At 49.1% G+C, this 12,166-nt stretch carries 11 protein-coding genes; 4 read left to right on the top strand and 7 right to left on the bottom strand.

Annotation, left to right across the window (positions count from 1 at the left end; all coding sequences use genetic code 11):
• Positions 1-42: 42 nt before the first annotated feature.
• Positions 43-1,074 (top strand): hypothetical protein, encoded by a 1,032-nt coding sequence (locus ABXR35_RS20715; protein ID WP_367063956.1) that lies wholly within the window; start codon positions 43-45, stop codon positions 1,072-1,074.
• A gap of 286 nt (positions 1,075-1,360) precedes the next feature.
• On the top strand, positions 1,361-2,002 hold the full coding sequence (locus ABXR35_RS20710; RefSeq protein ID WP_367063955.1) for a FusB/FusC family EF-G-binding protein: 642 nt from the start codon (positions 1,361-1,363) through the stop codon (positions 2,000-2,002).
• 357 nt (positions 2,003-2,359) lie between these two features.
• On the opposite strand, the gene nudC is transcribed toward ABXR35_RS20710, so the two are convergent.
• The 3 genes from nudC to ABXR35_RS20695 form a co-directional block, all read right to left on the bottom strand.
• Positions 2,360-3,202, bottom strand: coding sequence for an NAD(+) diphosphatase (gene nudC, locus ABXR35_RS20705; protein WP_367063954.1), 843 nt, complete (start codon positions 3,200-3,202; stop codon positions 2,360-2,362).
• 118 nt (positions 3,203-3,320) lie between these two features.
• Complete coding sequence (locus tag ABXR35_RS20700) at positions 3,321-4,133, bottom strand: sulfite exporter TauE/SafE family protein (RefSeq protein WP_367063953.1); 813 nt, start codon at positions 4,131-4,133, stop codon at positions 3,321-3,323.
• A gap of 366 nt (positions 4,134-4,499) precedes the next feature.
• Positions 4,500-5,168 carry a YitT family protein gene (locus ABXR35_RS20695; RefSeq protein WP_367063952.1) on the bottom strand — a complete coding sequence of 223 codons (669 nt, stop codon included), beginning with the start codon at positions 5,166-5,168 and terminating at the stop codon, positions 4,500-4,502.
• Between the two features lie 199 nt (positions 5,169-5,367).
• Between ABXR35_RS20695 and ABXR35_RS20690 the strand changes: the two genes are divergently transcribed.
• Positions 5,368-5,814: an Lrp/AsnC family transcriptional regulator gene (locus tag ABXR35_RS20690; protein ID WP_367063951.1), complete on the top strand. Its 447-nt coding sequence runs from the start codon at positions 5,368-5,370 to the stop codon at positions 5,812-5,814.
• A gap of 74 nt (positions 5,815-5,888) precedes the next feature.
• Here ABXR35_RS20690 and ABXR35_RS20685 read toward each other — a convergent pair whose 3' ends face one another.
• Both ABXR35_RS20685 and ABXR35_RS20680 read right to left on the bottom strand, forming a co-directional pair.
• Entirely contained in the window at positions 5,889-6,767 is an 879-nt protein-coding gene (locus ABXR35_RS20685; protein ID WP_367063950.1) for a YkgJ family cysteine cluster protein, read from the bottom strand.
• A 163-nt stretch (positions 6,768-6,930) separates the two neighbouring features.
• Positions 6,931-8,559, bottom strand: a complete 1,629-nt coding sequence (locus ABXR35_RS20680) for a glycoside hydrolase family 43 protein (protein ID WP_367063949.1) — start codon at positions 8,557-8,559, stop codon at positions 6,931-6,933.
• A 392-nt stretch (positions 8,560-8,951) separates the two neighbouring features.
• On the opposite strand from ABXR35_RS20680, the gene ABXR35_RS20675 reads away from it, so the two are divergent.
• Complete coding sequence (locus tag ABXR35_RS20675; protein ID WP_367063948.1) at positions 8,952-9,737, top strand: class I SAM-dependent methyltransferase; 786 nt, start codon at positions 8,952-8,954, stop codon at positions 9,735-9,737.
• 48 nt (positions 9,738-9,785) lie between these two features.
• Here the strand turns inward: ABXR35_RS20675 and ABXR35_RS20670 are convergent, their stop codons facing one another.
• Together ABXR35_RS20670 and ABXR35_RS20665 are read right to left on the bottom strand one after the other, a co-directional pair.
• Entirely contained in the window at positions 9,786-10,418 is a 633-nt protein-coding gene (locus ABXR35_RS20670; RefSeq protein ID WP_367063947.1) for a stalk domain-containing protein, read from the bottom strand.
• A 240-nt stretch (positions 10,419-10,658) separates the two neighbouring features.
• Entirely contained in the window at positions 10,659-11,921 is a 1,263-nt protein-coding gene (locus tag ABXR35_RS20665; protein ID WP_367063946.1) for an FAD-binding protein, read from the bottom strand.
• Positions 11,922-12,166 lie beyond the last annotated feature (245 nt).

The raw sequence follows: 12,166 nt of genomic DNA, 5'->3' as shown, positions 1-12,166 counted from the left end.
ATGTTTTTCATACATGGAACGTATCAAAAGGAGAAATGAAAGATGAAACTATATCATCGTCTCGCAATGTGTATGCTCGCTATGGTGGCGGTTCTGTGCACAACCAATAGCGCATCTGCGCAAGCCAATACAACACCGGGTCCGAAACTGTTGATTTACTACGGTATTCCAGAGTCCATCAACGATGCTGCCAGTCCAGAAGATGCCGCGCAGACATTTGCTCAATATGACGTATTGGTGCTGGGCGACCGTCTGGAGCTGCCAGAGCATGAGAATCATACAACCACACTTCAGATCATCGACCGAATCAAGCAGATCAAGCCGAGCATTCAAATCTTCGGCTATGTCGATCTGGGCGTGACCGATTCTACCGATAATCTGAGCATGGATACGATCAAGCAGCGGATTGGATTGTGGAAGGATGCTGGGGTGTACGGCGTATTCCTAGATGATGCTGGTTACGATTACGGCGTGTCGCGTGCACGGCTGAATGAAGCGGTAGATGCGGTGCATGAACAGAGTATGGGAGCATTCATTAACGCGTGGCATCCTGAAGATGTGATGAGCAGCACGAAGAACGCCGAGTTAAATCCAAATGGCGTGAAGACGCGCATCACCAGCAGTGATCTGTATTTGCTAGAAAGCTTTATCCTGCCTGCGAATCTGAACGGTAGCCGTGTATCCAGTGCGTATATGGAAGAATTTCAGCAAAAGATGGATAAATCGCTTATGTATCGCCGCGTGCTGGGCGTGCGTCTAATGAGCGTCAGTACTATTGATTATCAGGCAAGTACGGATACCGTGTTGACTCAATTTTTCAAAATGAATGAGGCAGCCGCAGGCGTATTCTCGCTGGACGGCTATGGCGTCTCGCCGATCCACTATAGCTCATCCAAGCCGAATGCCGATGTGGTGCGCTCGTATCCGTATATGTTGAATTATATGGATTATTATACGAAGACACCGAAGTATGACATGGCGCGGAATGGTCAGGATTTCAGCCGTGAAGGCTTCCGTTTGCTGTCGGTGAAGGGGATGAATAAGTATGCGTTTCCGAGTGGGGCGCAGTATTAAGCGGAAGGAGCTTTGCGTTAGGAAACCAATGGGCGAGGTTAGATTTGCCCTGATCCTGTCACACTGGTATACTTCCCGTATACTCATATGATAGGGGGTCCTACCGTGGCATTTTGGTTCGCACCGGATTGCTCGTTAGCTAGAGAGGCCTTGCGCGAAGCCTGAACAGGGTGGACTTTGTGCAGGGCAAGGCGAGAATAGCTGTATCGCCCTGAATCTTTAAGATAGACATGCCCGCAGGCTTTGCACCTTATGTTTTACCAAATCATATAAGGGGCTGAAAGCGATGCAAACACCATTTATTCATAATCATCAATTGAATTTTATTCATAAACAGGCGGATTTTCTGATCAAAACGATGCGAGGGATTGCCGATCGTCAAGTATTGGAAACGGTCAAATACAGCGCCGTGCAGAAGATCATTCACACGTTTGATGCACTGACAACAGAGCAAAAATCTTTGCTGGAGCTGCTAGGGACGTATCAGAAGACAGAGGACATTCAGGCTTATCTACAATCGTTAGAGCCTTATGTCATTCCGTTCCCTGAAGTGACGCCCAAGCAGATTCAACATCTCTTTCCCAAAGCGAAAAAGCTGAAAGCACCGGAGATGGCTACGATTGATCTGACACACACCACATATTTGCGCTGGATTGATATTGCTGCGAATCGGCTATTTATCGTCTATCCGCATGAAGATCGTCTGATCGCGACCGAAGGGCAGATCACACCGACCAACAAACGGGGCTTCTGCATGTTCTGTAATCGGAATCAGGAGCTGGGCTTTTTCAATGTCAAAATGAAAGCCCACTCGCCGGACAATCTATCCTCTGTTGGGCAATATGTGTGCATGGACGATGAGATGTGCAATCACAATATCACCGATACCGAAGCGTTGGAGAAATTTCTGCTGAAGGTAGGACGCTAAGATTGAGCGGGGATGAATGGGATGCCCATAGAATAAACGACCGTATGGAGCTTGTTCTTCTGCATCAGGTAAAGGATCATCGCTAGATAGGACGGCATCGGCGATAAACGTAAGTAGCCGTTTGACGTCTTGCCAATACAATGCGTATACCATAAAAAAGGCTGTTCCCGAGCGTCATGAGAAGATGACGAGGGGAGCAGCCTTTTTATGGTTGATAAGTTAATTGAGTCATTGATCTACTGCATAGATTTACACTCTTGTTTCGTGATCCAGTGAGAATCAGTAAAAGAAAGCGTTGAACGAACATTTTACATGCAATTGTTTCTTTTACAGGCTTCAAAGGCAACATGTCAGCACTTATTTGCTCTGCTCCACATACCAATCGATCATCTTGCGCGCGATACTGATCAGCGGTGGAATATTCGGCAAGTCATTCGGATCGAACCAGTCCGCGTGTACAATCTCCTCGCCATCCACCTGAATCTCGCCGCTATCGTATTCCGCGAGGAAGCCGACCATCAGCGAGTGCGGAAATGGCCACGGCTGGCTGTCGAAGTAGCGGATATTTTTCACCTTGATACCAATCTCTTCCATCGTCTCACGCTGCACGCAATCCTCTAGCGTTTCGCCTGCTTCTACAAAGCCCGCAATCAGCCCATACATATTACCGGGAAAATGCCCAGCGCGCGCCAGCAGCAACTTATCGCCCTTGGTGATCAGTGTAATGACCGCTGGGGAAATGCGCGGGTACTGACTTAGACCGCAGTTTGAACAAACTTTGCTGCGTTCATGCTGTGCATGCTCTAGCGCCGTACCACAGCGTCCGCAAAATTGATGCGTCGCATCCCAGCCGAGCATTTGCACGGCGCGTCCGGCAACATGGAATAGATCCTGATCAATCTTTTCAAACAGACCGAATAGCGGGATAAATGCCATCCCTTCCGGTGCTTGTGTGTCCTTGCTGACTTCGGCGGTATAACACGATGCCTGCTCAATCGAACCGAGGTAGAGCGAGCGTAGCGGTTCTAGCTGGTACGCTTCCAGCCCTTTGGCAACGGGAACGGCAAGCAGCTCATCCTGCTGATGCACCAGCATATCGCTGCCTCGGAAAATAAACCAGTAGCCTGTTTCGTTCTCTTGCTCCGCAGGCTGCATGGCAGGGATGTAGCGTGTATAGATGCTTTGTTTTACAAATGACATATGCTCAGAACCTTTCTCTGTCCTAAAATAAGGAATACTGTGATGAACGTAGCGTTCATATGTGCTGTCTGGTAATTTGTATATCTATCGTAGTGTAGCGATGTGGGCGCTTCTTTTTTTACCCTTTGAACAGCATCCGAATCGCAACGACAAACAGACAGACTGCTAACACCCGAACGATGGCTTTGGCAGGGATTTTGGAGGCGATACGTGCGCCGATTTGCCCACCAACAAGCGCTCCGATGGCAAGCCAGATGAATTGATTCCACATCACATGATGGAGCGCCACATGGGATACCGTTCCCACAAACGACGACAGCAAAATTGAGAACATCGAGGTTGCTGTTGCAATATGCGGCGGAAACGCCAAAAACAGAATCATCGTCGGCACCATTACCGAGCCGCCACCAATCCCGAACAAGCTGGACAGAAAGCCGACAAAAAAGGCAACCCCACATCCAAACCATAGGTTAAATGAATATTCATGCACACTTCCAGTGTTGTCCGTCAGCCGATGTGTGACCGTTGGGCGCAAAAATCCGCCCCGGCTCTGCGTCGGCTTGAAGTTGATCATCACCGCCATAATCATCAGAAATATACCAAGTGCGACGAAAAAGACGCGACTGCCCACTATACTCGTCGTCCACGCGCCAAGAATAGAGCCGGGAACCATCGCAATCGAAAAGGCGATCCCGCTGCGGTAGTCGATTTTACGCTGCCGCGCGTAGGCAAGCGTACTGGAGATGGCGCTCACAAACAGCACCGCCATCGACGTACCGGAGATATTCGCTACCGGAATGACATATAGAAATGCCAGCACTGGCACAATAATAAATCCACCGCCCAGTCCAGCGACCGCGCCACAGATCGAAGCCAGCATCCCGACCGCCAGCAGCAGGAGCGGCTCCAAAAGCAAAGTTGTATCCATCATAGAGTTCCTTTCTATCGTCTCCCATTTGCATCTGCTGCATTGCATTCTTACCTTGCTGCTAATGGCAGCCATCCATAGATCTGTATAGGATGATTCTTCACGGGCAAGCATACCCCTTTTCGCAAGAGATAACCGCGTATTCAGCATCCCCGTGAACAATCTGTTTTTCTATCATCTTGAACCAGTATATCACTAAATGAAGGGGATGGGCGGCGTGTGCAATATGTTTGCTTTTTCATAATTGATCGTATGTGCTTTGATCCAGAGAGACACAAATACAGAGAGACAAAACAGGATCGCAGTCGCCTTGTCTGTAGGCGCATACGACCCTGTCTGGATCAGTTCTATTTGGAGATTCAAGCTATGTTATGAAGCTTCCGCACTGGTAGTCGTTGCTGCCGTCATCGAAGCTGGCATTGTAGCGGGACGACTGTTGCCACGGGCGATCCGATTTTTGAAATACCCGATAATCGTGGATACAATCACCACCGACATTGCTGACAATACCGCTTCATATAATCCAACCGAATATAGTCCAATGCACACGACGATAGAGTCGAATACAAAATTCACCAACCCCGGGTTCCAGCCAAACCGCTGCTGCATAAAGATAGCAACGATATTCACGCCACCCAGCGAAGCGCGATTCATAAACAGCAGCGACAGCCCCAATCCGCACAGGATGCTGCCTATTACCGTGCCAGCCAATTGTGGCATCGAAAACGCGGGCAGCCAGCGATCTACCGATGTCATTAGCGATACCAAGCAGACTGACAAGACGGTAGAAAGCGTAAAGCTCCACCCCATCCGAGTGAGCGAAAATACATAAAACGGAATATTAATAACGAAGAACAGCAAAGCAAATGGCAGATGCAGCAGATAGTTGAGACTGAGCGATAATCCTGCTGTACCGCCAGTTACAACCTGCGCGTGACGCAGCAATAGAAGCCCGGCGCTGACAAGCAAACAGCCCAGTAGTACTTTGAGCCAACGTATAGCCTGCTGCGAAGCGTTGACAGGTGAAGATGAAGACATACAACCATCCTTTCGAATACATTGAATAATTATTCATTTTCAGATATGTACATGATATAATACCAAACAAGCAAAACACATATAAAAACAGATAGAATTGCCGCCGATCCTTTTCAAAATGAACAATAATTCGGTGACACGACTTCATATTGGAATCCTTACGTCCAATGGAATATACATACAGGGGAGGACCACATCCATGGATCATATTGATGCACGTCTGCTGACATTATTGCAGGAGGATGCACGCATGACGATCAGCGACCTGTCCAAGCAGCTATCGCTCAGCCGTCCAAGTGTTACGGAACGACTACATCGTTTACAAGAAAGAGGAATCATTCAGGGCTTCACCGCCATCGTCTCACCATCGGCAATTGGACGTAGCATTATGCTGATGATCCAGATTAGCGACCTCAAAGTGTCTGCCAGCGAATGGGAGAAGATGATTGTGCAGGAGGAGGATGTGATCGAGTGTCACCGCGTGACAGGTGAGATTGGATACATCATCAAAGCGGCGGTGGATGGGATGGAAGGGCTGCGCCAGCTGGTGGATCGACTGATGGTGTACAGCTATGTAAATACGTCGGTGGTGCTGACCTCACCTGTTGAGCGGCGACATGTGTTGCCAGTGAATGTGGAGGAATAATACGACAAGCAAAACAAACAGACAACCCAAAAGAACCTCTTCCTTATAGCTGAAGAGGTTCCTTTTGGTTATTCTTATTTGCCATGAGCCGCCATATTTGCATTATGCTGCTCCAATGACAAATCAAAATTGTCGCGATTGCCGATACGCGCTGTTGGACCTGCGCCGTGCCGATTGTAGAGCACTAGCCAGTAAAAGATCGGATACTGGCGTAGCGGCTGACGATGAGGGCCAACGTACACATCCGCTAACTGCTCATACGGCGGCCAATAATCTACGATATTTGGCGTTACCTTGCGATGAGAACGGCTGCTGGGGATATGATCACATACCCGTTCCGAGCCTAAGCGTTCTCGCCATGTACCGTAAAAGGTATGCGAGCTGCCATGCGTCCGGCAAATGAATGGACGTACCGGATACACGCGGCAGATGCCTTTTTCGGGATCAAGTAGTGGGCAAGCGAAGCTGTTACGTCCAGCATGCTGACGAATCGAATCCAGCTCCTGCTTGCGATTAGTCCGGTTGACCAGCGCGTCATACATCGGTTCATTATCCTGACGGAATCGTTCCAGATTACGCTCTGCCTGCTGAAAGGCGGCTTCAATATCCTGTTTGCTCCAGCTGTGTTCCATATAGGTTAGCAGTAGCTCGAACTCGACCTGCGATACCGGAAAATAGTCCGAACAGCAGCTGCTACAGCCTGCTGCACAGGGCGGATGCTTGCTGCTATGCTCATGATAATCCTCGATAACAGCATCGACCTGCTCATACAGGGCAGTCATATACATCGCGCGACTATTGGCAGCCGCGCGGGGGTGACAGTTCTTCAATGGTCTTCCACTGCCGCAAAAGCAGGGACGTTCTGGCGACAGCCCGGTCGCCGCTGGATGAGAGTCGGCAGCGTGAAGTGAATCCGAGTGCTGCTCATGATTAGCTTTGTCGTGATGTGGCATGGGAATCCTGTCCTTTCCGCTCCGCGTCTGCTGCATCCGTTGTGAATGAAGAGGAGGGCAAGTACATCTCACCCCTAGCAGCAGCCGATTCGGACGCTCTATCGTTCTACACGAGTGCAGGAGCAGATAGAGTCGGAACGAAGCTTGTTCTTCCCATTATACCTTAAACACCGTCTACGACTTCATCTTCTAGCTCTTTGTACATAAAATAATCAAAATCCGCATGTCGACGTCTGCCGCCCATATCAATGCAGTTCATCCCAACAAAGGCTCCTGTGAAAAATCCACCGCCCTGCACATAATCGTCAGATAGCTTATAACATTCCAGCTCTACCGGTACTGTATGCCAGTTCTGTCCGTCAAAGGAATAGCTGTAGTGATACTGCTGGACGCGCACCTCTACCTTGATATGCACCAGCTCGACTTCTTCTGGTACCGCAATCGGCTTCCGTCCGAACGGCTGGCTGAATTGTCCGTTATCGCAGATGAGCATATCCAGTACACGTCCATACGTTTCATGCCAAGTCACTTGCAGGGTCGACCAGTTTTCCGTGTTGTAGTAGCAAGTAAGTCCCGCTCCTTGCTGGAACGTATTTGGTCTGAAATCGACCGCTGTGGCAGCATCGAAGGAAAAGGCTTGCCAGCGGCGCGCGACATACGCTTGCGTGAACAGCGAGCTAAGTGATTCACGTCCATACAAGCGTAAATAGCCGGGGCGACTTTCCAGACAAGCGATGTCTTTTGTCAGTGGAATACGCAGCGTTTGGAAATGAATATTCAGCTCAGTGCTGTCAAAGTCATCGTGTTCCAAATAATCCGTTTCCCAAACGACTGGTTCCATGCGCGGAGCGGGTACTTCCACCTTGCCCTGCTTGCCACCCACAACCATCGGCCAGCCGTCCACCCATTCGATCTGCTGCAATGCCGTTTCGCGTCCCAGTGGACAGTAGCCGCGATTGTCGAGAATCGGCAGTGTATCATTGGGCAGTGGTCGTCCGGTCAGATGCGCCAGATACCATTCATTCGTATGAGTATGTAGCAAGGAAGCATGACCACATTTTTGTAGAGGATGACGAGGGTCCTGCCATGCACTCAGCATCGGATAATCCGGTTGTGTCTCGTATGCACCGAACAGCTCACGCGAGCGCGCGACCGTCTCGGCATGTTGGTAGGTGGTACCGCCCTCTGCCACGAACAGATAGTAATAATCGTCTACTCGATACAGATGCGGGCCTTCGGTATAACGCAGATCGGTTCCCTTGTAAATGATCTGCGGTTCGCCGATCAGCTGCTGCTTTTCATGATCATACTCTTGTAACGAGATGCCATAAAACGGATGATGATACATACGCTGATCCCAGTACATATTGAGCAGATATTTGCGTCCATCCTCATCATGGAATAGGGACGCATCAAAGCCTACACCGTTCAGCAAAATCGGCTCCGACCATTCGCCGTCAATCGTATCGCAGGTGACGAGATAGTTGAGGCAGTCTTTCCAGATGCCGCTTACGACTTTTACATCGGTATATACGAGCCAGAATTTGCCGTCATGGTAGCTAAGATCGGGCGCCCAGATACCGCCAGAGTTGGGGTTGCCTTTCATATCCAATTGGGAGAGACGATTCAGCGGACGATGCACGAGATGCCAGTTCACCAGATCACGGGAATGATGCAGCTGTACACCAGGGAACCATTCAAATGTAGATGTAGCGATGTAATAATCTTCACCAGCACGACAAATGCTAGGATCGGGATTGAAACCGCGTAATACAGGATTTTGGATGGACATCTTTTTTACCTCCGAAGGTATCAATTTGGAATGCGATAACCAAAATAAGACGACACGAAGACGATGGAACGGCAATAGCAAGATCATATAACTCACTGACATGAAGCGCTTACAAATTCATGCTTGCAACAGAGTGGAATGTTTGTCCCAGCCGGATGGTTCTGCGCTTGGCAGCACTGTTAACCTCTCCATAGGGCATAATGAGCATGCCGCAACGGGTCATACCACAAAACTTTGTATAATGGATAAACTAACTTTTCTTGAAGGTAACACAATTTGCACAGGAGCGCAATGTGCAAACCGGATTATGATACAATGAAGGGACGAAACGCATCAATACAAACGAGGAATCACACCGCATCATTTCACAGCACAATGGAGGCTAACCTACTATGCAATCATCGGATCAAAATAAATCTGCCTGGAATGGCAGCACCTATCAATCATGGCTCAATCGGTTCGGTACGCCGCAAGAGGCTGCCGCCAAAATTGTAGCCGATCCCGCCAAGCGTGTTAGCGGCGCACTGCGTCATATGGGCGACGATATTACCGGACAGCGTATTATCAATTTGATGGGTTCTAACGGCAACAAGGCTGTAGCACTTGCCCTGCTAGGCGCTGAGATGACCGTAGCGGACTTCTCACCGGAAAATGAACAGTATGCGGTCGAATTGGCTGCGGCGGCAGGCGTACCGCTGCATTATATCGTCTCGGACGTGCTGGAATTGCCATCTACATTGAATGGAAAGTACCAGATCGCCTTTATGGAATTTGGCATTTTGCACTATTTTACCGATTTGCAGCCATTATTTGAGGTGGTGGCTAGACTGTTGCAACCGGGCGGTAGATTGGTACTGCAAGATTTCCACCCAATCTCCACCAAGCTGATCTCTTCGCGCGGCACCACTGCCAAGATTCGCAAGCATAAAGTAGACGGCGATTACTTTGACCAGTCGCTGGTGGAGAAGGAAGTATCCTACTCCAAATACGCCGAGTCTGGCGCTGCTGAGCCAGAGCGAGAAAAGGTTTACTTGCGCAACTGGACACTCGGCGAAATTGTCACGGCGGTGGCTTCCGCAGGGCTGATTATTAAGGTGCTGGAAGAACTGCCGAATCAGTCATCGGATGTATTTGATAAAGGCATTCCGAAGACATTTACGATTGTAGCGGAGAAGTAACAACAAAAGCTCATCAACCCGCATGGTCAGGGGTTGATGAGCTTTTTATTATTTGCCAAAGGTGGCTCCGGGCACAACGGTGTATCGATCCAACAACTGAGTCGATTCAGGAATGATCAGAACAGACTTGATTTTGCCATTTTCAAAAGTGAAATTCCATTGCTCGACCTTGATACTATAGTCATCTTCGGCAGTGACTCGCTGTACGATTCGCATGGTCAGCGTATCCTTGGAGCGCTTCAACGCTTGCATATCCACTATACTATTGGCATTATAGCTGCCTGCCGGAAAGCTCTCGTTATAAATATCTGTTTTAAAATGCGGGGCAATCAGAGGAAGGATATCTTGCTGTCGTCGTTCATCATAAGCCATGATCCATTTCAAAGCCAAATGCTGTTCCGAGGCATATTCCACAGAACTGGATTCGGATGTGAATGTAGGATCAGAGTTCACATATACATGTTTACGTTTGTTATCCCATTGCACAGCTACACCTAGACTATCTGCAATGGTGCGCAGCGGAACATAGACCGAACCGTTGATGATTTGTGGGGGTGTACTTGTTTGAATAGCATTGCTATGAACGGAAATATGCGGAACAGTGGTCGCAGCATAGATTGCTGTACTGCATACAAAGGTCAAAACGGTCGTGGCTACAATAATTTTTGCCGATGATTTCATGGTAAAGCTCCTCTCTATGAGCGGAATATGCTCTGTTAAATGAGTTGTATGAAATGGATGTATAAGAATAAGTTAGAACCTTTATGGAAAAGGCATTTCGTGTATTGCATGGCGTCTATTCCATGTATGTAGATGTTTCTATGGATGAAAAAGAACGAGTACACGTTGGAAATACGGCACTCGTTCCTTGGGCATGGCTGCTGTCTCGGTATATATCTACGTTATCGTAGGCAAACCATGTTATTTCGCTCGAATATACGTCTCCAAATAATCATTGCTAAATTTCCCTTGCGGATCGTATTTCGCTACTAATTGCTGGAACTCCGGCAGTTTGCTAAACTGCTGACGTAGCTGCTCCGCCGGAATCGTATGCAGCTTGCCCCAGTGTGGTCGGGCGTTGAATGGTGCCAGCGCCTGCTCGATCAGCGGCAGTACACGCTCCACGGCTTCCCAATCATCCTTCCATGTAAAATGAAATGCTACAGACGGCTGGTTGTAAAATAGACTCAGCCACAGATCATCCGCAGCGATGGTACGCAGTTCACCGACAAACAAAATCGGCTCTAGATGCTCGCGCAGCTCATGAATCGCCAGCGCTGCTTGATAGATATGCTCCCGCGGCAGTACATATTCGCTTTGCAGCTCTTTGCCTGCACTTGGCGTAAACTCCAAACGGAAATGCGCCAATCGCTCGTACCACATCCCCGGTTCTCCGAGCTGCTGGGTACAATTTTGCGTTTGCTCCTGCATATTTTGCAGTGGATGCAGGGGAATGGTCGCGGGAGTCGCTCCGTACAAGTCAGTCAATCCATCATAGCTCGCTCCATCTTCCTCACGACACTTCGTCCATACCTGATGAAACGAAGGCTGCTGCCAATCCGTGAACAAACTGACACTATACGCGCTGGCGAAGATGTCGTCGGCGTGCTGCTTTAGCTGTGCGAGCGGTAGATGTTCGTAAACGAACTGCTTGACCGTATAGGTCGGTACGACGTTCAATGTCAGCTTGGTCACAATACCGAGTGCACCCACATTGATCACCACACCAGCGAATGAATCGTCGCCACGCTGGAAGGTGTGCAGTTCGCCGTTAGCGTCGACTAGCTCCAATCCTTCCACAGCGGCAGCCAGACTGCCATTTTCGCTGCCGGACCCGTGGGTGGATGTTGCGATGGCTCCAGCGATGGTGATATGCGGCAGGGAAGCCAGATTGTGCAGGGCATAGTCGGTTTGACTGAGTGCTGCGCACAGCTCGCCGTATGTAATACCGCCTTCGACAGTCACCGTTTGCTGCTGTTCATTCAATTCCAGCATTCGGTTCCATTTGCGCAGTGATACGAAGATGCCGTCGGTATCGGTAATGGAGTTAAAGGTATGACCGCTGCCGGGAATTTTGACGCGGCGATGTTCCTTGACCAGTTGCTGTAGATGTTGGATATTCTCAGGCTCAATCCATTCGGTTGCACCGTATGTGTAGTTTCCAGCCCAGTTTTGATAGCTCATATGAAATCCTCCTCTAGCGTCGATGTGGTGTATGGTGCTCTATGAATCCGTTATCATAAAGGAATACTGAAAAAGATCGTACCGACTACAAGACCACGATGTATACCGATTATTTGCTTGTGGTGTAACAACGAACGAGTAACGAAGGCTACCCGCCTTTTCCTATGTTGTGAATAGTTATCGCAGTCTAGTAAACGGTACGGCGATGTGGCACATCTGACTGGTTCTATTGCGATTACGCTTGT

Origin of the sequence: Paenibacillus sp. JQZ6Y-1 (assembly GCF_040719145.1) — a bacterium.
In the GTDB taxonomy this organism is placed as follows: Bacteria; Bacillota; Bacilli; order Paenibacillales; family Paenibacillaceae; genus Saccharibacillus; species Saccharibacillus kandeliae.
The sequence above is the reverse complement of the archived record's forward strand: the minus strand, read 5'-3'. Positions and strand labels throughout refer to the sequence as shown.

What these genes read in the sequence shown, in the direction of transcription:
- ABXR35_RS20715 (WP_367063956.1), top strand. Translation starts at nt 43, where the DNA reads ATGAAACTATATCATCGTCTCGCAATGTGTATGCTCGCTATGGTGGCG.
- ABXR35_RS20710 (WP_367063955.1), top strand. Translation starts at nt 1,361, where the DNA reads ATGCAAACACCATTTATTCATAATCATCAATTGAATTTTATTCATAAA.
- nudC (WP_367063954.1), bottom strand. Translation starts at nt 3,202, where the DNA reads ATGTCATTTGTAAAACAAAGCATCTATACACGCTACATCCCTGCCATG.
- ABXR35_RS20700 (WP_367063953.1), bottom strand. Translation starts at nt 4,133, where the DNA reads ATGATGGATACAACTTTGCTTTTGGAGCCGCTCCTGCTGCTGGCGGTC.
- ABXR35_RS20695 (WP_367063952.1), bottom strand. Translation starts at nt 5,168, where the DNA reads ATGTCTTCATCTTCACCTGTCAACGCTTCGCAGCAGGCTATACGTTGG.
- ABXR35_RS20690 (WP_367063951.1), top strand. Translation starts at nt 5,368, where the DNA reads ATGGATCATATTGATGCACGTCTGCTGACATTATTGCAGGAGGATGCA.
- ABXR35_RS20685 (WP_367063950.1), bottom strand. Translation starts at nt 6,767, where the DNA reads ATGCCACATCACGACAAAGCTAATCATGAGCAGCACTCGGATTCACTT.
- ABXR35_RS20680 (WP_367063949.1), bottom strand. Translation starts at nt 8,559, where the DNA reads ATGTCCATCCAAAATCCTGTATTACGCGGTTTCAATCCCGATCCTAGC.
- ABXR35_RS20675 (WP_367063948.1), top strand. Translation starts at nt 8,952, where the DNA reads ATGCAATCATCGGATCAAAATAAATCTGCCTGGAATGGCAGCACCTAT.
- ABXR35_RS20670 (WP_367063947.1), bottom strand. Translation starts at nt 10,418, where the DNA reads ATGAAATCATCGGCAAAAATTATTGTAGCCACGACCGTTTTGACCTTT.
- ABXR35_RS20665 (WP_367063946.1), bottom strand. Translation starts at nt 11,921, where the DNA reads ATGAGCTATCAAAACTGGGCTGGAAACTACACATACGGTGCAACCGAA.